Origin of the sequence: Solibacillus merdavium (assembly GCF_014836935.1) — a bacterium.
Classification (GTDB): Bacteria; Bacillota; Bacilli; order Bacillales_A; family Planococcaceae; genus Solibacillus; species Solibacillus ferritrahens.
In genome coordinates, this window is sequence record NZ_JACSPW010000001.1 from 226,925 (window position 1) to 251,544 (window position 24,620).

Sequence of the window (24,620 nt, forward strand, 5' to 3'; positions counted from 1 at the left end):
TTCAAAAACACATGCCTCAACGCCTTTTCCCCACAGCGCAGCAGAATGGTTTTAATTGGAAAATCTTGTTTTTCAATTTTGTCATCTCCTACGTATGGTGATGAACTAATTTTTTATTATAAATAATATTAAAAAAACATGTTTAATTTCAAGCAATTGTCATAGTTCTTTCATTGATGTTGGAGAAGTTGCCATCTATAATGAAGTTACTGAGGTTAAAGGAGCGGTTCATATGCCGATAAGTATATTTGGTTTTCAAGCATTATGGAGTCCCTATTTATTGGTGGGCTTACTATTCATAACAATTTTCTATTTTTTAATAACAGTCAAGTGGCAAGGTAAATTTAAAGAAAGTGAACCTTTAAAGAAAAACGAGGCAGTATACTTCATTCTTGGAATCATTTCTTTTTATATTATTAAAGGATCTCCTATTGATTTGCTTGGCCATATTATGTTTACAATGCATATGGTGCAAATGGCATTTTTATTATTATTAGTTCCGATCCTATTTATAAAAGGAATTCCTTGGTGGGTTTGGAAGGTAGTCGTGGAGGCACCAATTATCCGGACAATTTTTCAGGTTTTCACTAAACCATTAGTTTCGATTGTAGTATTTATTGGTCTATTTTCGGTTTACCATTTACCATCTGTTTTTGACACGATAAAACTAAATGAGCTTTATCATTTAGCGTATACATCGATCTTATTTATTTCCGCTATTTTTATGTATTGGCCACTATTAAATAATGTAGAGGGTCAGCATGAAATGAAAAATATGAATAAATTAGCTTACATTGCATCGAATGCGGTTTTAATTACACCTGCATGTGCACTTATTATTTTTGCTACAAGTCCGATGTATGGTACATATAGCGATAGTGATATGTGGCTGAAGGCAATGGAATTATGTGTACCTTCTACAACATTGTCAGGGCTTACGTTATCAGGGCCAGAGTTATTCTCGAATATGGATTTAATAAGTGACCAGCAAGTAGGCGGTGTATTGATGAAAATAATTCAGGAAATTATTTTCGGAGTTATTTTATTTAAGATTTTCCGTAGATGGTGGAATACAGAACGTAAAAATCCAGAGGAAATTACAGAAAATGCTTTAAAAGAGTTCCAAAATAGAACTCGATATCAATAGCATGGTAAACTGTTTATACATGTTGGAAGCATCAAATAATTGGATTTATATTGGACATATTATTTAGATTGGGGATTTGAAAATGAATGTACCTATTTTACCGACAATAAGCACAGCGTTTATCGTCATCAGTGCGGTGCTCGTTGCAATTGGTTGGGTATTAATTGCAAAAAGAAATATAGAAGCACATAAAAAAGTGATGATGGCAGCTGGTGCATCAGCTTTGATTTTCTTTATAATCTACGCATCACGTACAGTATTCATTGGTAACACAGCTTTCGGTGGTCCAGATGAATTAAAAGGATATTATACATTCTTTTTAATTTTCCATATCACTTTAGCAACAGTGGGGGCAGTGTTTGGAATTACGAGCTTACTTTCTGGTTTTAAGAATAACCTGAAGTTGCATCGCCGTATCGGACCGATTACAAGTATTATTTGGTTTTTCGTAGCTATTACAGGTGTGGCCGTATATTCACTGTTGTATATTATATATGAAGGTGGAGAAACAACTTCTGTATTCAAAGCCATTTTAGGCTTCTAATTCAAAAAGTTCCTATACAGTATTTTGTATAGGAACTTTTTTGTATTTAATCCAAAATAAAAAAGCTGGATATTTGCCAGCTTTTTAAAAGGATTATATACCGTATGCAGCAAGCTCTCTTCGAACATCTGCCAATACTTTTTCGCATTCTTTTACAAGATGGCCAGGGAATACTTCATCAGTGTATTCAACGCCATGTGGATAATAGTATTTTCCAATTGCAGGCTTGTTAATGTTTAAAGTGGCATTATGAGCACCTACGTCACCTGATACTGCGTTACAAAAAACACGTAAATAAAAACGGCCTTCACGTACATCATAACAACGATCAAATGCCATACGGTCATAATCCCATGCACCATGGCACTCTAAACCGAATTTGCCCATTACTGTCGTTAAAACTTCTTGATCAACCTTTACATTTTCGAGTTGTGTGTCTTCAAAATACATTTCATAATCCTCCTTTTGCCTAACATACATAAGTATATGGTCAAATTTAATAATAGAACAAAATGGTAATCGATGCAATGACAACATTGTGTCATCGTGACCAAAATTGGTATAATTATACTAAGTAAAATAGTGTTATGGGGGACTTCTATGAAGGTGATGTTTCAAATATTAATAGTAGCGACGTGTCTTGTTATTCTTGTCTATTATACAGAGGGTAACTCACCACAAACGGAATTATTGGAAGGACCGCCTGTCATAACAAAACCGATTGCGGATGTAGAAAGCCAGCAGAGAGATCTTGAATATCAACCGCGTCCCGCATCAGGGATTTCTAATTTTATCGGCAAAACACCGAATGATATCCTGGAAACCTACAATCGACCAAATCGCATTGATCAATCAGAATTTGGCTATGAATGGTGGATTTATAATTTAAAGAATGGGTTGTTAATGGTCAGTATAAAAGATAATAGAGTTAATCAAATCTATACGAACAACATGAGCTTTCACTCAAGTCCGTTTGTAATAGGACAAACATTGGAAGAAATTTATCGGACAACTGTTTTTGGGCAGGAGGTAACTGTGGAGATTGATGAAAATATGTATATTTTTGCAATGAATGAACAGGATTTACATAATAGAATTTTAGTAAAATACGATGATCTATATGCCCAATTATACATAGATGACATTACAAAACAATTGCATAGTGTCCGTTTTCTGGATGGAGAAACACTTGTATTGCATAAACCTTATGAAATGCAATTTTTTGGGGAACTTTACGAGGCAAGTACACCATCAAGCTATAAGCAGATTGATATAAATTTGGCCAACAGAAGGCAATTGACTGACTTGGCTAATTCATTTCGCATAAAATATAATTTACCAGTATTATTGCCGCTGGATAGTCTATCATCATTAGCTAGTGAAAACAGCGAGGAAATGTTTTTGCAGACGATGGAGTCGCATTCTACGAATGGTGAAAACTCAATAGAGCAGCAACTAAATGAATTGCAACAGCAATATAACCAGCACGGGATAAATGTTGCAACAAATTATAAAGATGCAATCGAGGTGTTGCACGGGTGGCTAAACTCCAAAGAGCATCGGGCATTGCTAACAGATGAGCAATTTACGCATATTGGTTCGGGTGCTTATTTAAATTACTTTACACAACTTTATGTTGAACAAAAATAAAATAATGAAAATTAAACGCTGCATTTGTAGCGTTTTTTTATTGTCTTCATAAAGTATGGTAAGGAGTGAAACCGTGCAAATTGGAGAATTAATTAAAGATTGGCCTTGCACTATGAAGGGCTCCATTAGAGTGGAAATAAATCGAGTGGAAGATAACGCCAACCATATTTTACCTGGAGATATTTTTATAGCAAGAAAGGGAAATAAATCGAGTGGTATTTCTTTTATTGATAGCGCGTTGGAAAAAGGGGCGGTTGCTGTAGTCGTAGATGATGAAGCGTATTTTAATACGTCTGAATTATCTGTTCCGATAATATGGGTGCCAAATTGTTTAAGTTTTATAGCCTATGCAAGTGCAAAAATGCATAACTTCCCTGCGGAAGCCTTAAAAGTGATTGCAGTAACAGGAACAAATGGTAAAACGACTGTCACACATTTTATAGGACAAATTTTGAATAATCTTAATAACAGAGCAATGGTAATTGGAACAAATGGGGTTTTTATAGATGGGGAAAAATACTACCCGGATATGGAATCATTAACTACGCTGCAAGCAAAAAATATTCATTTTTTGTTCAGTGAAGCAATCCGTCTCGATATTCCGTACGTCATTTTAGAAGCATCTTCTATAGGGTTGGAAAAACATCGATTGGATTATTGTGATATTGATCTTGGCATTTTCCTAAATGTAACGGAAGATCATATTGAAGACCATGGAAGCTTTGAACGATACAAAATGTCGAAGCAAATTTTAGCAACTTTGGCGAAAAGAAATATTATTAATAGTGATGATAGTGTTTGTCGTTCAATCGGTTTAGCAACTAAAGGAAAGCGTATTTTCTTTGGGAAAGGGAGCCATGTCGATTATTTTTTGCAAACACTGGTCGACGGTCCGTCATCCACTACATGTTGTATTCAGCATAAAAAAGAAAAGCATATTGTGAATATTCCTTTAGTAGGAGACTATCAATGCAGTAATGTACTTGCTGCCATTACTTGTGTGAACCAACTGGATTTCCCATTGGTGGATATTTGCAACGCGGCTCAAAAACTACTATTACCAGAAGGTAGATTCGAACGGGTAGAAAACCAATTAGGTATATCAATTATCGTAGATTATGCCCATACACCTGATGCGATGAAGATGATTTTACAGACATTAAAAAAGCATACGACAGGTAGATTAATTGTTGTATTTAGCTGTGGAGGAAACCGGGATCGAGCTAAACGTCCGAAGATGGGAATGATCGCGTCTATATATGCCGATTATATTATTTTAACAACAGACAATGCGCGTGATGAAAGTCCGCAGCTCATTAATAAGCAAATTCGGCAAGGCTTTTCTTCAACGCAATCCTATATTGAACGATTGAATCGAAAAGAAGCGATTGAGCATGCATTAAACTATGCAGAAGCTGGAGATACAATTGTTTTATTAGGAAAAGGTCATGAAAAAACTCAACAAATTGGTGATAAACAAAAGTATTTTTCAGATAAGGTGTTCGTCCAGGAAATGGTAAAACAACTAGAAAAGCGGGTTTAACAACATTGATTTTCCTTTCATTTCTGTTATGATTAAAGTGAGATGGGAGGAATAAACAAATGCTCATGACTTCTGATTGGGTTTTTATTTTAGATGAGGTCGATGAATTAAGTGCGATGATCCTTTCCTCTAAACAAGCCGAAAACTTACGCCTTGCAAAGCAGGCGGTATATGAGGATATAGAATTAAGCGCACAAATTATGGCCTTTCAACGTTTAAAAGATCAATATGAGGATGTAGAGCGCTTTGGCAAATATCATCCTGATTACAATACAATTATGAAAAAAATCCGAACAGAAAAGCGTCGGATTGATATGATCGAACAGATTGCGACACTCAAGGTTGCAGAAAATGATTTTCAGGATTTATTGGATGAAATCAGCCTGATTATCGGACGCTCCGTTTCGGAAGCCGTTAAAGTTCCGGTAAGCAATCCCTTTTTTGCTAGTAGTTCCTCTTGTGGCACAGGTTGTGGCACAGGTGGAGGGTGTTCTTGTTCGGCCTAACAATAGAAACACAAAGCTCCCGTAAAAAAACGGGAGCTTTTGTGTTTTAAAATAAAGTTAATCATTGAAGCCCATTAAAGCAATATACATGGTAAACTTTAACGAATTTATTAAGCAGTCTTACTGTGAAATTTTTTGAATTAAAACTTCTGCTACATCCGGGCGGTTTGTTACAATTCCCATAGCACCTTGACGAAGAAGGCGGTTCATCGTCACTAGATCATCTATATCGCTATAGATTGTTGGTACATTTAATTCCGATAAAAACTTTACAAAACGAGTCGAATCAAAATTGAACATTCCCTGTTTAAGAGGGACTACAAATAAATCGACTTTCGGATGATACAAATGTCCGAATTGACTTGTAAAAGAAGTCATTGCCTTTTTGATATCCCCCTCGCCTGCACCTAGAGCGATGCGATTTTGTGCATACAGATTGAAACGGTCAATTTGTTCGCTATAAGGGCTGGAAACGATAATTTGATACTGAATATCTAATTCTTCTATTAAGCGCCATAGTTTAGAAGGCATTAAACTTCCTTCATACGTATCTGGACTATCCTGAATGTTAACGATAAACAACTTGTCCGGATAGGCTTCAAATAATTCACGTAACGTAACTGCAGCAACATGCTGTTCTCTATAAGGGAATGTACCTTGTAAATCTTCGAAATTATAGCCAATATTAAATTCTTTTAGTTGTTCGAATGTAAAGTCTTTCACAAAACCGGAGCCATTTGTTGTACGATCTATAGTTTCGTCATGAAAAGCAATAATTTCCTCATCTTTTGAAAGACGGACACTGACTGTAAAACCATCGACACCAATTTTCTTTGCTTGATCAAAGGCAAGCAAAGAATGTTCAGGTGCTAAACCTGCTCCACCGTGTTGTGCGATAATAATTGGACGTTCAAATTGCAATGCTTCTTTTGATTCACGCTTTTGTGGTTTCGAAATCGCTTTTGTTCCTGCCCATGCCGCTGCACTTGCCGCAGCAATTGCTAAAGCAACTTTTGTTTTCTTTCCCATTAAATTCGTCCTCCTCTAACCGTACATTGTTAATTGTAAGTTATGTGCAAAAAATAAGGTGTTGAAATCTTAGAATAGTATAGTGTGTTTATGACACGCTACTATTTTCCATTATAACGGAAAATACGTGCAACTGTCTAAACTCTGTTGCTAACAAATTGTACATTTGGTATGCTTTTATTGGATAAGAAGGTAGAAAAACAGAGGGAATTTGTAGAAATTTGTTGTATGAATTGGCTAAATATAAATTTTTTTATAGTAGAAATGGGGAGTTTTCCATGAATGAAAGACAAGGGTTAATTATATACGTTCATCAATTAAAGCACGCGAAGTCGTTAAGAAAGTATGGACATGTAAATTTCATCTCAAGAAAATTAAAGTATGTTGTAATTTATTGCAACCGAGATGAAATCGAAATGCTGAAAAATAAACTACAACGTCTTCCGTTTGTGAAAGACGTTGTAGAATCATACCGTCCATTTGTAAAAAATGAATTTGAAAATGCAAAGCCTGATAAAGCAAAAGAGTATGATTATAAAATTGGATTATAAATTGCTTATTGCATAGGTGGTATATAATGATTTAATCGTAAAATGCCAATTAGGTATTGATAAAATTGATTTTTTTCCGAAAAAATAGATGAGTGTTTAATTTCGAGGATATTTTCCTGTTGTCCAGCTGCCTGGATTGTTTGTTTAAATATTTGGATTCGCTTTGAAAGTTTTTCCTCATTATAAGGGATCCCTTCGCGGCAAATATAAATTGGCATGAATTTGCTTTCGCCTGATGGTTTAAATGCAACGGCAAGTGAAGCAACAGAAACACCCTCATGGTTCGCAGTAAAAACGAACGCGTTATGGAAACGGGTCTCATTTGTTTTAATCAGTTCACAAAGCTCGTAAATATCTCCGTAGCCTTGACCTAGTTCGATAAATTGTTGAATCAATTATAGCACATCCTTTCTTTACAATAGTATCATGACGCAGGAGGATAGGCACTTGAAAATTGCCGTAAGTATTTTTTCGTTTTTAGCCATTTTAATTGGAACTGTACTTTTTATGCAGTTCCAAGTTTATTCAGATGAAGTGGGGAGTGTAGATAAAGGCTACAAGTATTCACAGGAAATTGAAATAGTATATCGTGGGGGAAGCTTGGATATTCGACAACATTTCAAAAATTTGCCGAAAGAAGAGCTAACAATAGAATGGCCGAGAAACTCTATTAACCCGAATTGCTTTATAGAAAATGAACATAGCTGTGCGCGCTTAAGTGAGGATTCCAAGAAGTTTAAAGAAGGGGAAACTAGGGCACAATCTATTTCCTACGTTATTCCATTGGAGAATGGACTGCAGTCGCGGAAATTAATGAAAAATGTATTAGCCACATTAAAAAATGGCAATGTTCAATTTTCAACTGTACATATTACAACAGAACAGGAAATTGAAGGTCAATGGGTAACAGGCTTACCGTTAATTGGTGAGCAAAAACTATCCTTAGTCAACTATTCCATGTTCAGTGGGGAAGGTCCTGTTAAAGATTTATTCTGGCAAGATGGCGGATTTCGATTGCAAAATGAGATAGGTGCTTTATCCATCTATTCAAAAACCCCATTAAAACCAGGATTTTACGAAAAACTGCAAAATGTGAAATTTATAAGTGAAGAGCATTTGGCTGTTATTAACGGTACAAATGTAGACGGTATAGAAGGATCTCGTATGCTCTTTTTGCCAAATATAACCGTAGAAAAAGTACAGCAAAAAGTCATTATTACTCAGGTTGAAACAAATTATGATTTTGGAGAAAGTCCACATTGGCTAAAAGAGATGGTCGCATCATTTTTAACTGGTACAGTATTCGGAAGTGAAAAAACGAAATATGTCTCTGCGACAATTACCTCCCAAATGACGGATGATCAGTTGGCAGAGTGGAAAGAGCGTTTACGTGAAATGGAAGGCAAAACCTTGAATACGGAATCATTGGATGCACTATTGTCTGAAGTTTTAGGTGCTTCAACAAAATATTTAACGATGAATGCCCAAACGAATCAACCATACCCATTTTTATTTAATGACCCAAGAAAAATTTATGTGAACGAGGAAAAACAATCCGATATTCAAGTCGTTTTAAAAGATGCCGAAGTTCTTTATTCTGCAGATTCATTATTAAAACATTTAGGTTATGATGTGAGTATTGGTGAAAATGGGTATTATGTTACGAGTGAGACTCGTGCGTTCCGATTCCCGAATGACTCGGGATTCTATGTATTCAACCAAAGACGTTACAATACGGTTTCATTACCGGTTAAACAAGTTGCGGGACAGTACTTTATTGAAGAGTCATGGTTGCAGCGTCTATTTTTAGTTGAATTAAAAAAGTCGGAGGAACGTATTACAATTACGGCACCTGGAAATTAGTTATCAGAAAGTTTGGTGGAAATCATGCGCGTTGTTGCAGGGAACAGAAAAGGTATGCCTTTAAAGGCGATTACGGGAAATACGACACGTCCTACTACAGATAAAGTAAAAGAATCCATATTTAATATGATTGGACCGTTTTTTGATGGTGGTACAGCAGTGGATTTATTCGCAGGTAGTGGTGGACTTGGAATTGAAACTTTAAGTCGCGGGGCTGCGCATGCTTTATTTATCGAGAAGGATGCACGAGCTTTTCAAGTGCTCCAGGAAAATATAAAAAAATGCCGCTATGAAGAGATATCGGAACTTTTTAGAACAGATGCAATGCGTGCGGTAAAAGCATTACTAAAAAGAGATATCGTAATTGACTATTTGTTCGTAGATCCTCCCTATCATAAAAAGGAATATTATGATTTAGTGGAAACACTTGTAGAAGGCGGAAAATTGTCCAAAGATGCCATCATTATGTGTGAACATTCTAGAGAAGTGACATTGCCTGAAAGATATGGTGTATTCAACCTAGTGAGACAGGAAGTTTATGGTAGTACAATCATTTCAATTTATCGTCATGTAGAGGAAGAGGGAGAAATCGTTTGACAGAGAAAATTGCAGTAGTACCTGGAAGTTTTGACCCAATAACAAATGGCCATATTGATATTATCCGTCGTGCAGCAGATGTTTTTGATATTGTATATGTTGCTGTATTGAATAATTCTTCAAAGAACCCATTGTTTTCAATTGAAGAGCGTACCGCATTAATAACAGAAGTTACAAAAGATTTGCCGAATATTCGAATTGAAACATCATCGGGACTGCTTATTGATTATGCTCGCGAAAAAAAAGCAAAAGCAATTGTCCGTGGTTTACGCGCTGTTTCGGATTTTGAATATGAGATGCAAATTACATCGATGAACCGAGTGCTTGATGAAAATATTGAAACATTCTTCATAATGTCAAAAAACCAATATTCGTTTTTAAGTTCAAGTATTGTCAAGGAAGTAGCCAAGTATGGCGGTAAAGTGGGCGAGCTTGTACCATCTGTCGTCGAAAAAGCATTAAAAGAAAAATTTAATCAAAAATAAGAGCTTTTGCGGACGAGAAAAACCTCCGCAAAAGCTCTTTTTGTGAATTCTCTACCACAAGCTTTTACTACCAAATCTCTTCTATAGAAAAAATAAAGCAAACAGAAGAGGAATAACAATGCTGTATAGAACTCTAATCATAATATAGGGGCGAATAGCGATATTGGCAGTGCGTGCAATGACGATTACTTGTAAGTGAATACTTAGACTTTGGGTAGTTAATAATACTACAGTAAAAAATAGCAGCATATCCCCATACAAATTTTGGTGAAGCAAAAATAAACCATTTGTCATTTCAAGAAAGCTTGCAATCGCAAGTTCCAAATAGGTAGGAATTGAATCAAATACGACTTCAACACTATGTAAAAACACGTGATAAATCGTCGTGAAAAAAATAATTGTTGTTGCTACAATTAATATTGTCGGAGCGCTTTCTCGAATGCTCGTAGTGAACGGAGTAGGATCTTTCGGCACTCTATGAACTTCATTGGAAAGAGTAGGAACATTTAAATATACGATGATCAGCAAAATGAATGAAAAGCTATGTAAAAGAATTAAATATTGCCAACTAAGTGTAGAGGAATTTAATAGGTCACTACCGACAAATCCAAATAAGAAAAGTGGGCTTGGACAATGGCATATTCCTAGTAAATAGGCAGCTTGTTTTTTGGTAATCGAATTACGCTTCACGAGTTGCGTAATTGTCGCAGCACCTGTAGGATACCCACCAATTGCACTAATGCCATATGTCTGTATAAATACAAGGAAAGATACGTTTTTATGAGAATGTGTTAATTTCAAAAGCCAATTTGTTAATACTAAATATGGTAATAAATAGGGGAATAATGCCTCCATAAATAGGTTAATGCCAATATCTGCGCCTTCATGCGTTATTTCTGGAAAAAATAATAATAAACTAATTAGTGTAATACATAAAAGGATTGTCCAAATAATTTTCATCCTTTTCAATATTTTGTCATTCGCTCGTTCAAATGCTACACTAATTGTATGCAGACGACGATTGAATTAGTCTTTCAACAAATTTGGGGGCGTTATAATAAATGGGAAATAAAGCTAAATACGCGTTCGGTATTTTTTTCATTATATTAATGGGCTTATCTTTTTATAGGTTGGATTTTTATATTACAAAACCGGGTGGTACATATAATGTAAGTGAGTTTCTGGCAATTCAGAATGGTGATCAGGATGATCAGGGGTCATTTTATATGACGACTGTAGCAATGGGGCAGGCAACACCATTATCCTATGCGATGGCGGCAGTAACAGATTACTATGATGTCGTTAAAATGACCGATGTGCGCCAGGAAGAAGAAGACGATGAAGAATATACGGTGCGCCAATTAAAATATATGACCGATTCGCAGTTTAATGCAACATATGTAGCATTTGACCGAGCGGGGCTTGATTATCAAGTAACATATAAAGGACTATACGTATTGAATGTGCTTGCAGAAGGAGCAGCAGCCGGGCATTTAAAGCCTGGGGATGAAATTGTCGAAGTAGACAATGAGCGTATTGATAGCTTGGAAACGTTTCGTACTATCATTACACCGAAAGTTAAGGGAGATAAGGTTCATCTTGTTGTAAAGCGTGATGGAAAGCTTATTGATCAAAATCTGGAAATAAAAGAAATCCCCGGCTCAGATGGGCGATTTGGAATCGGAATAACCTATTCTGAAAGTAAATCCATTAAAACTGATCCGAAAGTGACGGTAAAAACAGAAGATATTGGTGGTCCATCTGCCGGATTAATGTTTACGTTAGAGCTGTTGAATCAATTAATCGACGAAGATATTACAAAGGGCTATAAAATTGCAGGCACTGGTGAGATGTTGGAGGATGGAACGGTAGGACGAATTGGAGGTATTGAGAAAAAAATTGTTTCTGCTGATAAAGAAGACATCGACATTTTCTTTGCACCTGACGATACCATAACAGAAGCAATGCTTGAGTATAACCCGAGCATTACCTCAAATTATGAAGTCGCCTTTCAAACAGCAAAAGCCATCGATTCAGACATGAAAATTATTCCTGTAAAAACGATAGATGATGCGCTAAACTATTTGAAAAATCTACAACCAAAAAAATAAAAATTAGTAACGTATAGGCGGAGTTTTATAATCTTCGTCTATTTTTTTATTTGAAAATTGTTGTATGCCTAATTGATACATTTGTGTGGCACGTAGGTCAATTGCTAATATCGGGTCTGTAACCGCTCCGACTCTACTTATTAGAGGCAGCGATAGTGACCTCTTAATACCTGAAATATATTGTTGTCCTGTTGTTGTCATTCCTAATATACGAATGTATCGGGGTTCCGAATAGGCATGGAGCTGTTCTTTCGTTACACCGGTATAAATATGTGTAAGCATCCTTTGGAGACGTGTCCACGTATAGCGTTTTGATTTAAGTGCATTCATGAAATCCATATAATTTGAGCTTGAAGCGGCATATTTAATTAACGAATTTTCAAGCCCTTCTGATACATCTGCATACTGTTTTAATTGTTGCGGAGTATGTCTTAAAATAGCATATTTTAACAAAGGCCAAAAGCTTTCCCAGCTGGCGAAATTCTTATGCTCTGCCAGCCAATTTTGCAGTTGATCCGTGCTGGCAGAAGGTAAATATTTAGTAACTTCCTGGAGCGATTGTCCACTGAATAATGCCTGTCGAATACCTGTAGCGCTTGCAATTTCATGATTTGTATCAATCGCGTCATGATAGCCCGCTACTATGCGCTGAACTGTAGCAGGTCGCATCGAGCAATGAAGCTGCTCTATTGCTTCGACATAATGAAACCCTAAAATATTGTTTGGTTTACCTAAATCAATGTATGCATTTGGGGAAAGTTGTTTAAGCTGTTCGTAGGCAATAAAGAGTGCTTGTGGGTAGCTTTTTCCGAGTTGAATATTTTCTTTTATAATTTCGTTATAGCGTGCACGATTGTTCTCTATTAAATGATATGTGCTGAGAAAGGGCTCAATGGTACCCTGTTCGCTTCCGAATGCTAATGTTGTACATTGCATTGCCTCTAACAGTTGAACAGCTCCTGAAGCAAATCCAGTGGCCTGTGCGGTACTGAAAATATAAGGGAGCTCAATGACAACATCAACTCCACTTGCGAGTGCCATTTTTGTGCGGTGCCATTTGTCGACGAGTGCTGGTTCGCCTCGCTGTAGAAAATGACCACTCATTACGGCAACGGCAACATCGCTATTTGTTGTACACTTCGCTTCTTTTACATGATGTAAGTGCCCGTTATGAAAAGGATTATATTCAACGATAATGCCAACTGCTTGCATAAACTTCCTCCTTACGATAAAATAAATTTTTGTTCGCATTATTACAATTATAAAAGAATGTAATAATGCATTATGTTAGAATTAACTTGATTATAAGCATGTTTTAAAAGAGTGACAAGAAATTATCTTGACATCTTTTTTTGTAAGCTATATAATCAACAGTGTTGTCTCGAGGTGATTAACGAATGAAATGGTCAATTCATCAATTATCAAAGTTTCGAAAAGACGGAATGCCGATTGATACTTATGTACAATTGGATGATGTAAAAACTCGTAACACAGATATACGTAACGTTTCACCCGTTCATGTAAAAGGGCTTTGCACTTTAGGTGCATCGCAAATGACTTGTCAATTAACGGTAAGCACTACGTTGACGCTTCCATGTGCTCGCACGTGGGAAGATGTTGAATTTCCTGTGAACATCGATACAGTTGAAATTTTCAGTTGGGTAGATGAAGAAAATCGCGGGGATATTGAAGGCGATATCCATTATGTTATTGGAGACGTCGTTGATATGAAACCAGTCCTGGAAGAATTAATTCTTCTGGAAGTACCGATGCAAGTATTCAAAGAGGATACCGAAGGACAAGTGCAAGGCGGTAAAGGCTGGGCCTATTCAACGGATGAAGATGTAGAAAAAGCTAAGGAAGTTGACGAACCAAAATTGGATCCAAGACTGGCTGCTTTAGCTAAGTATTTTGATCAAACAGATGAATAAATATCTGTAAGGAGGTGCCATCAATGGCTGTACCATTTAGAAGAACTTCTAAAACTGCAAAAAGAAAGCGTCGTACGCATTTCAAATTATCTGTACCTGGTATGGTAGCTTGCCCAAACTGTGGAGAAGCTAAATTATCTCACCGCGTTTGCAAAGCTTGCGGACAATACAAAGGTAAAGAAGTAGTAGCGAAATAATTCAGTATTTACGCTATATAAAGACTAGTTAAGAGGCCATGGCTCTTAACTAGTCTTTTTTCTATATATTCATGGTTTTGCGTGGATAGATTGTCAAACGAATCATGCTCCATTACTATTATGTTAGATTGAAAAAATAACAAAATATATTTTCTGCTATATTAAAAGTAAAAGGGGATGGGTGAATGGATTACTTAATTCATAATGAAGGCGGAATTATGACATTTACGATTAATCGAGAAGAAAAACGAAATGCAATTAACTATGCTGTTATGGATGGGTTAAAGGAAGTTATTACATACATAAAAAGTCATGATGATGTACGTTTTCTAGTTGTCACGGGTGCCGGTGAAAAATCATTTTGTTCAGGTGGGGATTTATCTGAATTTCATAGTTTGGAAACAGAAGAAGAAGCTTTTGGTATGCTTAATAAAATGGGACAGATTTTATATGATTTAGCGACATTGCCGGTTCCGACAATTGCGTTAATAAATGGTACGGCTGTGGGTGGTGGATGTGAAATTGCGACAGCTTGTGATTTTCGCTTAATCGCCTCTCATGCAAAAGCCGGCTTCATTCAGGGTTCTTTGGCGATTACATCTGGATGGGGTGGTGGAACGTATTTATTTGAGCGAGGTTTACGTCATGACCGAGCTTTGAAGATGTTGGTCGATGCAAAGCCGTATGATGCGCAAACCTTATTTGATATAGGTTGGGCTATGCGTGTATATATTGAAGGGACAAAAGAACAGGCGCTTGCGGATTTTATCGAACATATGGCAAAAATCCACCCTTCTGTCCACCAGGCCTACAAAGAAATTGAATTAAGGAAATGGCGTGAACGTAACATGTATGAGCGCGTCATGGAAGAAATTAGATTATGTGCAAAGCTATGGGAGTCCGAAGCGCACCATAAAGCGGTACAAAATTTCCTGAATAAGAAAAAATAAATTTGTATAAGATTTATTAATGAACAATGTTATATAAAGCAAGTTGATTGGAGTGGAGGGGGTGACTTTTGTGGAATTGTCCGAACCCAAATGGCAATCAATTCCCCTAGTTACGATGAAAACTATTTTTCTCGTAACTTTTTTTGTTTTTAAGTCTATTTTGTTCATCATGGCATATAGTAGTAAAAAATATGAGGTGGTGCAACTGTGGAACAAAAAAGAAGGAAAGATCAATGGACAATTACAGATGATGAAAAGTTAGCTGAAATTGTTATTCAAACGGTGCAAAATGGACGTACACAATTAGAAGCGTTTGAAGAGGCAGCACAGCAATTGAACAGGACAAAACAAGCGTGTGGTTTCCGCTGGAATAAAACATTACGTGCACAGTATGGACAGGTGCTAAATAGCGTCAGAAAGCGTCCTAAGCAATTAATGCGCAGTCATCTGAAATTAGCCCTATCCAGCTTCGAAGAATTGACAGAGGCGTATAACGATCTGGAAATGAAATATTCAGAACTGCAATCGGACTATGACAAAATTTCGAAGTGGCTTCAACAAGGAGTTACTCTGACAAAAGGTAAAACAAGTTGAAGGAAATGAGGCAATAGATAGAAATAAAATTATTTTTCGAGAAAATATTTGTAATTAATTTTAAGGCTACTTACAATAGAAGTAGAAACATAGCGTAATAATGCGCAAATATCTTCTAACAAGGGGGCCTTTTAGTATGGCAGAAGTAAAAGCACAAATGGCAGGTACGGTATTTGAAGTAAGTGTTAAAGAAGGGGACAGTGTGACAAAAGGGCAAACGCTTATTATTTTGGAATCTATGAAAATGGAAATCGCTCATGATGCAGAATCCGATGGAACAGTTGCGAAAGTTGTAGTAGCTGAAGGAGATTTTGTTGAAGAGAATGATGTATTAGTAGAACTAGCATAAGCGATGGAGGAATGATAATGACACAGCCTACTTATAATGAGCATTTACAGCAAAAAGTAGAAGAAATATATGAAGGCGGACAAAAGAAGTATCACGAAAAGTTAAAAGAAACAAACAAACTTTTTGTCCGTGAACGCTTAAAACAACTATTTGACGATGGAGAGTATGAGGAAGATGCTCGTTTTGCCAATTGTGAGGCTGGAGATTTACCGGCAGATGGCGTCGTAACGGCAATTGGCCAAATTGATGGACAGACCGTTTGCGTTATGGCAAATGATTCGACAATTAAAGCAGGATCATGGGGTTCGCGCACGGTTGAAAAAATAATACGTATTCAAGAGACTGCAGAAAAAATGCAGGTTCCAATGCTGTATTTAGTTGATTCTGCAGGTGCCCGAATTACAGATCAGCTTGAAATGTTCCCGGGCCGCCGTGGTGCGGGACGTATTTTCCATAACCAAGTGCGTATGAGTGGAATGATTCCTCAAATATGTATTTTATTTGGTCCATCTGCTGCAGGGGGGGCATATATCCCAGCCTTTTGCGACATAGTTATAATGGTGGATGGTAACGCTTCAATGTACTTAGGATCTCCGCGTATGGCTGAAAAGGTAATAGGTGAAAAGGTTTCGCTGGAAGAAATGGGCGGGGCCCGCATGCATTGTACCGTAAGTGGCTGTGGAGATGTATTGGCGGAAAATGAAGAACAAGCAATACTTGAAGCAAGACGCTATGTGAGCTACTTCCCTGCGAACTTTGCAGAGTTTCCGCCGGTTGACGAAACAAAGTCTCCGAAAAGCGGTAAAACATTGGAAGAAATTATTCCTGAAAATCAAAATGCTCCCTTTGATATGTATGACTGTATCGATCAATTAATAGATGAAAACAGCTTCTTTGAAATAAAAAAACTATTTGCACCAGAGTTGATTACTGGGCTCGCTCGTATAGATGGTCAGGTAGTAGGGATTATTGCAAATCAGCCGAAAGTTAAAGGTGGCGTATTGTTCATAGATTCAGCAGACAAAGCTGCGAAGTTTATTACGCTATGTGACGCATTTTCAATTCCACTATTATTTTTGGCTGACGTACCAGGCTTTATGATTGGTACGAAAGTTGAAAAAGCAGGAATTATTCGACATGGTGCGAAATTCATTTCTGCCATGAGTTCAGCGACTGTACCGAAAATTTCAGTTATTGTTCGTAAAGCTTACGGTGCTGGTCTTTATGCGATGTGCGGTCCTGCATTCGAACCTGATGCAGTCATTGCTTTACCAACTGCACAAATTGCGGTAATGGGTCCGGAAGCTGCTGTAAACGCTGTTTATTCAAATAAAATTGAGGCGATTGAGGATCCAAAAGAGCGCGTTCAATTTGTAAAACAAAAAATAGAAGAATACAAAGAAGAAATTGATTTATATAAATTGGCTTCAGAAATGGTAATTGACGATATAGTTGCACCAAATCAACTGCGCAATACATTAATTCAGCGCTTTAATTACTATAATTCAAAACAAATTGTTTTACCGTATCGAAAACATCCGGTGTATCCAGTATAATAATGTAAGCTGAAGGTCTGTCTTGAAGGCAGACCTTTTTAATTCGAAATAAATTTGAGGTATAATAAATGCGAATTGAAATCATAGGTGCAGGTGCAGTTGGTTTATTACTAGCAAGTTATTTTACGGAAAAGAAAATGGATGTATTTATTGTCAGGAAAACATCTAAACAAGAGATGAATTTAGACTTTAAATATATACGTACAAATTTGGATCAATCTATTACTACTATTCAAGGTAAGTATATTTCTGCAGTTTCAAATAAAGCGGATTTAATAATCGTGGCTGTAAAATATGGACAACTTCATGAAGTGTATGCAAGTATGGAAGGTGTAAAAACCTCTATTCCTGTTTTGTTTTTGCAAAATGGATTGGCTCATTATGAGGAAGCACTTGCACTGAACATGCAACATATTGCATTTTGCTCAATTCAATTTGGTGCGCAGAAACTTTCAGCAAACCATGTTGCACATAAAGGTAAGGGTGTGATGAAAGTTGCGGTAGCTAAAGGTGACAGTGATAAATTTGCTTTTTTAGAAAAACTTTCATCTATACAGCTTCCAATAATATTTGAGCGGGATGCAGAACTGATGTTGATGGAAAAAGCGTTATTAAATTGTTTTATCAATCCATTGACTGCGATACTAAAAGTAAAGAATGGCCAATTAATTTCCGACAACAGTACTTTTTTGTTGTTGAAAAGTCTATACAGTGAAATAATATTTACATTTCCGCAATTTGAAAAAACATTCCAATTTGATCAAGTTGTCGCATTGTGTGAACAAACAGCGGAAAACAAATCATCCATGCTGGCGGATAGACTGGCGAATAGGAGAACAGAAATTGATACAATTGCAGGTGCGGTCTTAAAAAAAGCAGAGCAAAATAATAAAAAAATGCCTATTTTACAGACGCTTTATTTGCTCGTGAAAGCATTTGAAGAGAGTGGTGAAAAAACGTGATCGTATTCCTTCAATTCGCGTTGGCGACAATTATTATATGTCCTATCATTGCTTTTATCGCCGTAGTAGCCGTTTGCCGTAAGCTGAGAATGAACAAACGTAGAACGATTGGTTTGGCGGCGGATATAACGACATTTCTTTTATTTTTTTCAATTCCGATTGCGATGAGGGGACTATGGGATATTGGAGTGTTGATGCCAATGCTCATTATGGTGCTTGTTATTGCGATTGTATTTACATATATTGATTGGCGAACGAAGAAAGAGATTGAAATAAAGCCGCTTTTAAGGAAAATTTGGCGTATTTACTTCCTATTGTTCAGCTTCAGTTATTTCCTGATTTGGATTGTTGGAATTACCCATTCAGTTATGGTATTTATGATGATAGATTAAATAGTATTGCTTGCTTCTTTTGCTGTAATTAAATGGCAAATAGGGGATAAAAGCATTTATTAAATGGTTTTAAAATTGAGTAAGAGAGAAGTAGAGGAGAATTTTCATGCAGCTAGAACAAATCCATTCCCCCGTGACGAATAAGCTATTGGAAGATTATTGGTCGGAACACGCTAATATACATTCTTTTTTTGAATACAAATACAATGTGGAATCTTTTGGGAAAAGGATGGCGTATTTAAAGAACCGTTCATACCGTTCAAAAGAATTATCTCAAGTGATACGAAGTTATATGGAACGATACGGCTTATCGGAAAAGGCGAATCATTACTTAAATGAATTGGAGCAAGGAGCTGTAGTTGTAGTAGGTGGTCAGCAAGCAGGTCTATTAACGGGACCGCTTTACTCTATCCATAAAGCAATTTCGGTCATTTTACTTGCCGAACAGCAACGAAAAGCTTTAAATACACCAGTCGTACCTGTGTTTTGGATTGCCGGTGAAGATCATGACATAGAAGAGATAAATCACACGTACACAATGGTGAATGGAGAAATAAAAAAGCGCGGCTATAGTGAACGTTCTAAGCTGAAAAAAATGGCATCTACGACTGAATTGAATGGCGAGGCCCTACAGCAATTTATCGTTAATGTTTTTAAAGATTTTGGAGAAACACAATATACAGAGGGATTACTGAAAAATGTATTGCAGCATGCGAGCAATAGTAAAACATTTACTGATTTTTTCACATTATTGATGAATGATTTGTTCGAAAAACATGGTTTATTAATGTTGGATGCAACATTTGAGCCGTTTAGACAATATGAAAAAATGTATTTTGCACAATTGATTGAGCGTAATGAACAAATTGCGAAAGGTGTCGTTGCTCAAGAGCAAAAGCTTGCTCAAGCAGGATATTCTATGCCTATTGAAGCGACAGAGCAAAATGCGAATTTGTTTTACATTAGAGAAGGAGAGCGTTTTTTATTGGAACGCCAAAAAAACTTCTTCAAAAACAGTGCTGCTTCTGTAAAATTTTCGAAAGAGGAGCTGTTAGCCTTTGCGAGCGAATCTCCTCAAAATTTAAGCAACAATGTTGTTACTCGTCCTTTAATGCAGGAAATGGCACTTCCAGTACTAGCTTTTGTTGGTGGTCCTGGTGAATTAGCCTATTGGGCAACATTAAAGCCTGCCTTTGAGACATTGCAACTGCAGATGCCGATTTTTGCACCGCGATTAAGCATGACATTGATTACACGTCAGGTAGAAACATTGTTGAAGCAAAAAGAGCTTACGGTAACAGATGTATTTACAAATAAAAATGAGCAAAAGATGGCACAATTCGTAGAAAGCTTAAAAGACGATCGCGTAAACAATGCTATTGAACAGATGAAGATGCAATTGCACCGTCAATATGAAGAACTTACTGACTATTTACGAAGTGAAAACTATCATCGAGAGGATTTATTAGAAAAGAATAAAAACTACCATGAAAGACAATTTAACTATTTGAAAACGAAGCTCGAGAAGCAAAATATTGATAAGCATGAAACTGAAATTCGGCACTACAAAACGATCCAAGCTTCATTATATCCAAATAACCAGTATCAAGAACGATTTTATAACCCGTATTTATTTCTTAACACCTACGGAGAGTCTTTGATTGATGATTTATTAGAACTTCCGATGGGTATTTCAGATCAACACAACCTAATTTCATTATAAGAAACAAGAGTTATCTCATATGAAGATAACTCTTTTTTGGGTCTTTTTTCACCGAACGTATGTGTGAGAATATGCTCATTTACTTAATTTATTTTTATTGGTATTAGAAGTAATGAAATAAGTGGTGGAAAGTGGGGGAATGTGGTACATTATTTATTAAAGTGGGGTGAGTAGCATGTTCATGGGAGAATACCAACATTCTATTGATACAAAAGGTCGAATGATAGTCCCGGCAAAGTTTAGAGATTCGCTTGGCGAACACTTTGTACTGACACGTGGGCTAGATCAGTGTATTTTTGGATATCCTATGGATGAATGGCGAAAACTCGAAGAAAAATTAAAAGATTTACCAATGACGAAAAAGGATGCTCGTGCATTTGCACGGTTTTTCTTTTCAGGAGCAACAGAGGTAGAAGTGGACAAGCAAGGCCGAATTAACATTCCATCTACACTAATCGGATACGCTAATCTTGAAAAAGAGTGCGTTGTTTTAGGAGTATCGAGTAAAATTGAGATTTGGGCTAAGGAAGCTTGGCAGCAATACTTTGAACAGTCTGCTGAATCTTTTGGTGACATAGCAGAGAATTTAATTGGTTTTGATTTTTAACTACTAAGTAAGAGGTGCTTTAAATTATGTTCGATCATACAACTGTATTATTGAAAGAAACTGTTGATGGGTTGAACATCAATCCAGATGGTATATATGTAGACTGTACATTAGGTGGTGCGGGACATAGCGAATACCTTGTACAGCAATTGTCAGAAAACGGCCGTTTGATCTGTTTCGATCAAGATACAACAGCCATTGAAAACGCAAAAGTGCGATTAGCCGATTATTTAGATCGTGTCATATTCGTACATGCAAATTTCCGCTATTTAAAAGAGGAATTACACAAACTGAATATACATCAAGTAGATGGAATTTTATATGATTTAGGTGTCTCTTCACCACAACTTGATACACCAGAACGAGGGTTTAGCTACCACCATGATGCGCCACTTGACATGCGTATGGACCAAACGGCAGAAATTAGTGCATATCATGTCGTGAACGAATGGTCATACGAAAATTTAGTACGTATATTCTTCAGGTATGGAGAAGAAAAGTTTTCAAAACAAGTTGCGCGTAAAATTGAACAAGCTCGTGAAATTGCTCCTATTGAAACGACAGGGCAATTGGTAGAGCTTATTAAAGATGGTATTCCAGCTCCAGCACGTCGAAAAGGTGGACATCCCGCAAAACGAATCTTCCAGGCAATTCGAATTGCTGTAAATGATGAGTTAGGTGCAGCAGAAGATTCATTAGTAGATGCTATCGATTTATTGAAAATTGGCGGTCGTATTAGTGTTATCACATTCCACTCATTAGAAGATCGTTTGACAAAAACACTATTTAAAGAGGCTTCATCATTACCGGATTTACCTCATGGATTACCGGTTATTCCGGAACATATGAAACCTATCCTTAAATTAGTGACGAGAAAGCCTATTTTACCAACAGACGAGGAGTTAGCTGCGAATAATCGTTCACGTTCAGCAAAATTGCGCATCGCTGAAAAAATTAATGACAAAGGACGTGGGTAATAAATGGCATTAAGAGCTAGGCAAGTATATATTCAACAGCAGCCAGAACTACCTCAACATCAGCAAGAAGAACAAAGACAACCTGTCATTAGAAAAAAGCCGAAATTAAAGCTTTTTTCTGCACGGGAAAAGTTTTTGTTCGTAATCTTTACAGTCATAGTAGCATTTTTCGCTGTTTCCATATTACATACTCAAGGAGAAATCCAAACACTTAGTATGGAAATCCAATCAATTGAACGAGACATAGCTGAGGTAAATAATAATAATACTGATTTAAAAGTTCAAGTAAGTGAACGCTCCACTCATCAACGTATTTGGGAAAAAGCGAAAGAACTCGGATTAACACTAAATGAGAAAAATGTGAAGGTAGTGCCGGGGGAATGAAAAAGAGAAGATTTCGTTACCAGTATGGAGCCTTTCTAATGTTTTTAATCTTTGGAGGGCTCTTTTTACTATTATATTGGCGCTTCGTATCGATACAGGCAACTGGGGTAGTAAAAGGGCATGAGCTAGAGGCTGAAGCTTTAGCAAGGTACGAGACGGGCTATGTACTATCGGCAGACCGTGGGAAAATCTTAGATCGTAATGAAAATGTAATTGCTGAAGATACGCTAAGCTATCGGCTCGTGGCCGTGATTAATGAATCTGCAACAGAAAATAAAAATAAACCTCGTCATGTTGTGGATAAGGCAGAAACAGCCAAATTGTTAGCTCAATTTATCCCAATGGATGAAGAAAAAATATTGGCCCGACTAACTCCAAAGTCTGGAGCAAACACATATCAAGTTGAATTTGGACTTGCGGGGCGCGGGATTAGTCATGAAGTGAAAAAGAAAATTGAAGAACTCGAATTACCTGGAATCATTTTATATAGCGACAAAAAGCGCTATTATCCGAATGGTGCTTTCGCTTCCCATCTAATCGGTTTTGCATTGCGCGAAACGGATGATAAAGGCAATTCCTCTGTCGTAGGCAAAATGGGGCTTGAATCTATTTATAACGAGCAGTTAACAGGTAAAGATGGTAAATTGTCATACCAACGAGATGCTCGTAATTATTTATTGCCAAATAGCGATAAAATTATACAGGATGCGCAAGATGGTAATGACATTTATTTGACAATCGATAAAACCATTCAAAATTTTTTGGATGAGGCGATGTCCCGCGTAAATGATCAGTACAAACCTCAATCAATGGTTGCTGTCGTTGCGAATCCTAAAACAGGAGAGATATTGGCAATGTCACAGCGGCCAACATTTAACCCGGATACACGTGAAGGTTTGGAGGGTAACTGGCTGAACGATGTGATCGAAAACACGATTGAGCCAGGTTCTACTTTTAAGGCATTTACGGTTGCAGCAGCAATCGATTCTGGAAATTGGTACCCGAATGAAAAATACCAGTCGGGACAGTATAAAGTTTATAAAGATACGGTGAAAGACCATAATACGTACGGTTGGGGAAGGATTTCCTATTTAGAAGGTTTCCAGCGCTCATCCAATACAGCAATGACAAATTTGCTTGATATTATGGGATGGGAAACTTACGAAGGCTATATAAAGGAATTTGGCTTCGGTCAAAAAACGGGTATTGATCTTCCAAATGAAGCAAGTGGAATTATTAACTCGCGTTATCCTTTGGAAAAGTATACAACAACATTCGGACAAGGCTCAACTGTTACACCAATTCAGTTAATTCAAGGTATAACTGCAATTGCGAATGACGGTGAAATGATGCAGCCATATGTTATTGATAAAATCGTAAATCCAAACACAGGTGAGATTATAGTAGATTCTGAGCCTACAAAAAAAGGACAACCCATTTCTGCAGATACAGCAAAAAAAGCGCGAGAGCTCCTAGCTTCCACAGTTTATGGTGAAGCAGGTAATGCGAAACGTTTCCAAATTGAAGGGTATAATGTTGCTGGGAAAACGGGAACAGCGCAAATGCCTAAAGTAAGTGGTGTGGGCTATGACTGGGGGAAAAATGAATTCCTTTATTCATTTTTAGGGATGGCACCTATGGAAGACCCGCAGCTGGTTATGTTTATTTCAGTGGCAAAACCGAAACTTGGTAAGACAGAAATCGGTTCTGACCCGGTATCTCAAGTATTTAATTCAGTTATATTAAATAGTTTGAAATACATGAATATTAATCCAGCGGACGTAGCAGAAGTGCAAACGAGCAAAATTACGAATTATATAGGACAACAAACCGATACAGTAATGACTAAACTACAGGCAGATGGGCTACAGCCAGTATTAATCGGTCAAGGCGGAGAGATTTCAGAACAGTTCCCGGTTGCCGATACTTCATTGACAAAAGGAAGTATCGTATTTTTAAAAACAGATGGTGA

Annotated in this window: 27 protein-coding genes and 1 pseudogene; 23 read left to right on the top strand and 5 right to left on the bottom strand. The window is 36.9% G+C overall.

Annotation, left to right across the window (positions count from 1 at the left end; genetic code table 11):
- Positions 1-232: 232 nt before the first annotated feature.
- Both ctaG and H9632_RS00990 read left to right on the top strand, forming a co-directional pair.
- Positions 233-1,147: a cytochrome c oxidase assembly factor CtaG gene (gene ctaG / locus H9632_RS00985; protein ID WP_191702267.1), complete on the top strand. Its 915-nt coding sequence runs from the start codon at positions 233-235 to the stop codon at positions 1,145-1,147.
- Between the two features lie 82 nt (positions 1,148-1,229).
- Positions 1,230-1,691 carry a DUF420 domain-containing protein gene (locus H9632_RS00990; RefSeq protein WP_191702268.1) on the top strand — a complete coding sequence of 154 codons (462 nt, stop codon included), beginning with the start codon at positions 1,230-1,232 and terminating at the stop codon, positions 1,689-1,691.
- A gap of 93 nt (positions 1,692-1,784) precedes the next feature.
- On the opposite strand, the gene H9632_RS00995 is transcribed toward H9632_RS00990, so the two are convergent.
- Complete coding sequence (locus H9632_RS00995; protein ID WP_191702269.1) at positions 1,785-2,141, bottom strand: YugN family protein; 357 nt, start codon at positions 2,139-2,141, stop codon at positions 1,785-1,787.
- A 150-nt stretch (positions 2,142-2,291) separates the two neighbouring features.
- Between H9632_RS00995 and H9632_RS01000 the strand changes: the two genes are divergently transcribed.
- The 3 genes from H9632_RS01000 (at position 2,292) to H9632_RS01010 (ending at position 5,390) form a co-directional block, all read left to right on the top strand.
- Positions 2,292-3,341, top strand: coding sequence for a CAP domain-containing protein (locus H9632_RS01000; RefSeq protein WP_191702270.1), 1,050 nt, complete (start codon positions 2,292-2,294; stop codon positions 3,339-3,341).
- A 73-nt stretch (positions 3,342-3,414) separates the two neighbouring features.
- Positions 3,415-4,884 (top strand): UDP-N-acetylmuramoyl-L-alanyl-D-glutamate--2,6-diaminopimelate ligase, encoded by a 1,470-nt coding sequence (locus tag H9632_RS01005; RefSeq protein WP_191702271.1) that lies wholly within the window; start codon positions 3,415-3,417, stop codon positions 4,882-4,884.
- Positions 4,885-4,943: 59 nt separating this feature from the next.
- A complete protein-coding gene (locus tag H9632_RS01010; protein ID WP_191702272.1) occupies positions 4,944-5,390 on the top strand; it encodes a YlbF family regulator in 447 nt (148 codons plus the stop codon).
- 120 nt (positions 5,391-5,510) lie between these two features.
- On the opposite strand, the gene H9632_RS01015 is transcribed toward H9632_RS01010, so the two are convergent.
- Positions 5,511-6,419 (bottom strand): glycerophosphodiester phosphodiesterase family protein, encoded by a 909-nt coding sequence (locus H9632_RS01015; RefSeq protein ID WP_191702273.1) that lies wholly within the window; start codon positions 6,417-6,419, stop codon positions 5,511-5,513.
- A 278-nt stretch (positions 6,420-6,697) separates the two neighbouring features.
- Between H9632_RS01015 and H9632_RS01020 the strand changes: the two genes are divergently transcribed.
- On the top strand, positions 6,698-6,970 hold the full coding sequence (locus tag H9632_RS01020; protein WP_191702274.1) for a YlbG family protein: 273 nt from the start codon (positions 6,698-6,700) through the stop codon (positions 6,968-6,970).
- A gap of 5 nt (positions 6,971-6,975) precedes the next feature.
- On the opposite strand, the gene H9632_RS01025 is transcribed toward H9632_RS01020, so the two are convergent.
- Positions 6,976-7,365 (bottom strand): DUF7147 family protein, encoded by a 390-nt coding sequence (locus H9632_RS01025; protein WP_191702275.1) that lies wholly within the window; start codon positions 7,363-7,365, stop codon positions 6,976-6,978.
- Positions 7,366-7,417: 52 nt separating this feature from the next.
- Here H9632_RS01025 and H9632_RS01030 point away from each other — a divergent pair, with 52 nt between their 5' ends.
- Genes H9632_RS01030 through coaD form a run of 3 tightly spaced genes read left to right on the top strand, consistent with a single transcriptional unit; the run spans position 7,418 to position 9,915 of the window.
- Entirely contained in the window at positions 7,418-8,833 is a 1,416-nt protein-coding gene (locus H9632_RS01030; protein WP_191702276.1) for an RNA polymerase II, read from the top strand.
- 24 nt (positions 8,834-8,857) lie between these two features.
- Entirely contained in the window at positions 8,858-9,430 is a 573-nt protein-coding gene (rsmD, locus tag H9632_RS01035; RefSeq protein WP_191702277.1) for a 16S rRNA (guanine(966)-N(2))-methyltransferase RsmD, read from the top strand.
- On the top strand, positions 9,427-9,915 hold the full coding sequence (gene coaD / locus H9632_RS01040; protein WP_191702278.1) for a pantetheine-phosphate adenylyltransferase: 489 nt from the start codon (positions 9,427-9,429) through the stop codon (positions 9,913-9,915). The genes rsmD and coaD overlap by 4 nt, the downstream gene beginning before the upstream one ends.
- 81 nt (positions 9,916-9,996) lie before the next feature.
- Here the strand turns inward: coaD and H9632_RS01045 are convergent, their stop codons facing one another.
- The gene (locus H9632_RS01045) at positions 9,997-10,875 is read right to left on the bottom strand and encodes a hypothetical protein (protein WP_225223639.1); all 879 of its coding nucleotides are present in this window, start codon (positions 10,873-10,875) and stop codon (positions 9,997-9,999) included.
- 101 nt (positions 10,876-10,976) lie between these two features.
- On the opposite strand from H9632_RS01045, the gene H9632_RS01050 reads away from it, so the two are divergent.
- On the top strand, positions 10,977-12,026 hold the full coding sequence (locus H9632_RS01050; RefSeq protein WP_191702279.1) for a SepM family pheromone-processing serine protease: 1,050 nt from the start codon (positions 10,977-10,979) through the stop codon (positions 12,024-12,026).
- A 3-nt stretch (positions 12,027-12,029) separates the two neighbouring features.
- Here H9632_RS01050 and H9632_RS01055 read toward each other — a convergent pair whose 3' ends face one another.
- Positions 12,030-13,238: a nucleotidyltransferase gene (locus tag H9632_RS01055; RefSeq protein WP_191702280.1), complete on the bottom strand. Its 1,209-nt coding sequence runs from the start codon at positions 13,236-13,238 to the stop codon at positions 12,030-12,032.
- Between the two features lie 185 nt (positions 13,239-13,423).
- On the opposite strand from H9632_RS01055, the gene H9632_RS01060 reads away from it, so the two are divergent.
- The 13 genes and pseudogenes from H9632_RS01060 to H9632_RS01120 all read left to right on the top strand — a co-directional run.
- A complete protein-coding gene (locus tag H9632_RS01060; RefSeq protein WP_191702281.1) occupies positions 13,424-13,957 on the top strand; it encodes a YceD family protein in 534 nt (177 codons plus the stop codon).
- A 23-nt stretch (positions 13,958-13,980) separates the two neighbouring features.
- On the top strand, positions 13,981-14,154 hold the full coding sequence (gene rpmF / locus H9632_RS01065; RefSeq protein ID WP_008403415.1) for a 50S ribosomal protein L32: 174 nt from the start codon (positions 13,981-13,983) through the stop codon (positions 14,152-14,154).
- Between the two features lie 185 nt (positions 14,155-14,339).
- The gene (locus H9632_RS01070) at positions 14,340-15,104 is read left to right on the top strand and encodes an enoyl-CoA hydratase/isomerase family protein (RefSeq protein WP_191702282.1); all 765 of its coding nucleotides are present in this window, start codon (positions 14,340-14,342) and stop codon (positions 15,102-15,104) included.
- Between the two features lie 207 nt (positions 15,105-15,311).
- Positions 15,312-15,698, top strand: coding sequence for a transcriptional regulator (locus H9632_RS01075; protein WP_191702283.1), 387 nt, complete (start codon positions 15,312-15,314; stop codon positions 15,696-15,698).
- Positions 15,699-15,834: 136 nt separating this feature from the next.
- Complete coding sequence (locus tag H9632_RS01080) at positions 15,835-16,047, top strand: biotin/lipoyl-binding carrier protein (RefSeq protein ID WP_191698509.1); 213 nt, start codon at positions 15,835-15,837, stop codon at positions 16,045-16,047.
- A 17-nt stretch (positions 16,048-16,064) separates the two neighbouring features.
- Complete coding sequence (locus H9632_RS01085) at positions 16,065-17,603, top strand: acyl-CoA carboxylase subunit beta (protein WP_191702284.1); 1,539 nt, start codon at positions 16,065-16,067, stop codon at positions 17,601-17,603.
- A 68-nt stretch (positions 17,604-17,671) separates the two neighbouring features.
- Positions 17,672-18,565, top strand: a complete 894-nt coding sequence (locus H9632_RS01090; RefSeq protein WP_191702285.1) for a ketopantoate reductase family protein — start codon at positions 17,672-17,674, stop codon at positions 18,563-18,565.
- Positions 18,562-18,957: a DUF3397 domain-containing protein gene (locus H9632_RS01095; RefSeq protein WP_191702286.1), complete on the top strand. Its 396-nt coding sequence runs from the start codon at positions 18,562-18,564 to the stop codon at positions 18,955-18,957. Before H9632_RS01090 ends, H9632_RS01095 begins: the two co-directional genes overlap by 4 nt.
- Positions 18,958-19,063: 106 nt before the next feature.
- Positions 19,064-20,680: a bacillithiol biosynthesis cysteine-adding enzyme BshC gene (gene bshC / locus H9632_RS01100; protein WP_191702287.1), complete on the top strand. Its 1,617-nt coding sequence runs from the start codon at positions 19,064-19,066 to the stop codon at positions 20,678-20,680.
- A 175-nt stretch (positions 20,681-20,855) separates the two neighbouring features.
- Entirely contained in the window at positions 20,856-21,287 is a 432-nt protein-coding gene (mraZ, locus tag H9632_RS01105) for a division/cell wall cluster transcriptional repressor MraZ (RefSeq protein WP_191702288.1), read from the top strand.
- A 26-nt stretch (positions 21,288-21,313) separates the two neighbouring features.
- Positions 21,314-22,264, top strand: a complete 951-nt coding sequence (gene rsmH, locus H9632_RS01110; protein WP_191702289.1) for a 16S rRNA (cytosine(1402)-N(4))-methyltransferase RsmH — start codon at positions 21,314-21,316, stop codon at positions 22,262-22,264.
- 3 nt (positions 22,265-22,267) lie between these two features.
- Positions 22,268-22,648, top strand: coding sequence for a cell division protein FtsL (ftsL, locus tag H9632_RS01115; RefSeq protein ID WP_191702290.1), 381 nt, complete (start codon positions 22,268-22,270; stop codon positions 22,646-22,648).
- A 38-nt stretch (positions 22,649-22,686) separates the two neighbouring features.
- Positions 22,687-24,603: pseudogene (locus H9632_RS01120) on the top strand (penicillin-binding transpeptidase domain-containing protein); the annotation flags it as partial.
- Positions 24,604-24,620 lie beyond the last annotated feature (17 nt).

Excerpts from the sequence above, each read along its gene's own strand:
- ctaG (WP_191702267.1), top strand. The coding sequence starts at position 233 with ATGCCGATAAGTATATTTGGTTTTCAAGCATTATGGAGTCCCTATTTA.
- H9632_RS00990 (WP_191702268.1), top strand. The coding sequence starts at position 1,230 with ATGAATGTACCTATTTTACCGACAATAAGCACAGCGTTTATCGTCATC.
- H9632_RS00995 (WP_191702269.1), bottom strand. The coding sequence starts at position 2,141 with ATGTATTTTGAAGACACACAACTCGAAAATGTAAAGGTTGATCAAGAA.
- H9632_RS01000 (WP_191702270.1), top strand. The coding sequence starts at position 2,292 with ATGAAGGTGATGTTTCAAATATTAATAGTAGCGACGTGTCTTGTTATT.
- H9632_RS01010 (WP_191702272.1), top strand. The coding sequence starts at position 4,944 with ATGCTCATGACTTCTGATTGGGTTTTTATTTTAGATGAGGTCGATGAA.
- H9632_RS01015 (WP_191702273.1), bottom strand. The coding sequence starts at position 6,419 with ATGGGAAAGAAAACAAAAGTTGCTTTAGCAATTGCTGCGGCAAGTGCA.
- H9632_RS01020 (WP_191702274.1), top strand. The coding sequence starts at position 6,698 with ATGAATGAAAGACAAGGGTTAATTATATACGTTCATCAATTAAAGCAC.
- rsmD (WP_191702277.1), top strand. The coding sequence starts at position 8,858 with ATGCGCGTTGTTGCAGGGAACAGAAAAGGTATGCCTTTAAAGGCGATT.
- H9632_RS01045 (WP_225223639.1), bottom strand. The coding sequence starts at position 10,875 with ATGAAAATTATTTGGACAATCCTTTTATGTATTACACTAATTAGTTTA.
- H9632_RS01050 (WP_191702279.1), top strand. The coding sequence starts at position 10,977 with ATGGGAAATAAAGCTAAATACGCGTTCGGTATTTTTTTCATTATATTA.
- H9632_RS01055 (WP_191702280.1), bottom strand. The coding sequence starts at position 13,238 with ATGCAAGCAGTTGGCATTATCGTTGAATATAATCCTTTTCATAACGGG.
- H9632_RS01060 (WP_191702281.1), top strand. The coding sequence starts at position 13,424 with ATGAAATGGTCAATTCATCAATTATCAAAGTTTCGAAAAGACGGAATG.
- rpmF (WP_008403415.1), top strand. The coding sequence starts at position 13,981 with ATGGCTGTACCATTTAGAAGAACTTCTAAAACTGCAAAAAGAAAGCGT.
- H9632_RS01070 (WP_191702282.1), top strand. The coding sequence starts at position 14,340 with ATGGATTACTTAATTCATAATGAAGGCGGAATTATGACATTTACGATT.
- H9632_RS01080 (WP_191698509.1), top strand. The coding sequence starts at position 15,835 with ATGGCAGAAGTAAAAGCACAAATGGCAGGTACGGTATTTGAAGTAAGT.
- H9632_RS01085 (WP_191702284.1), top strand. The coding sequence starts at position 16,065 with ATGACACAGCCTACTTATAATGAGCATTTACAGCAAAAAGTAGAAGAA.
- H9632_RS01090 (WP_191702285.1), top strand. The coding sequence starts at position 17,672 with ATGCGAATTGAAATCATAGGTGCAGGTGCAGTTGGTTTATTACTAGCA.
- bshC (WP_191702287.1), top strand. The coding sequence starts at position 19,064 with ATGCAGCTAGAACAAATCCATTCCCCCGTGACGAATAAGCTATTGGAA.
- mraZ (WP_191702288.1), top strand. The coding sequence starts at position 20,856 with ATGTTCATGGGAGAATACCAACATTCTATTGATACAAAAGGTCGAATG.
- rsmH (WP_191702289.1), top strand. The coding sequence starts at position 21,314 with ATGTTCGATCATACAACTGTATTATTGAAAGAAACTGTTGATGGGTTG.
- ftsL (WP_191702290.1), top strand. The coding sequence starts at position 22,268 with ATGGCATTAAGAGCTAGGCAAGTATATATTCAACAGCAGCCAGAACTA.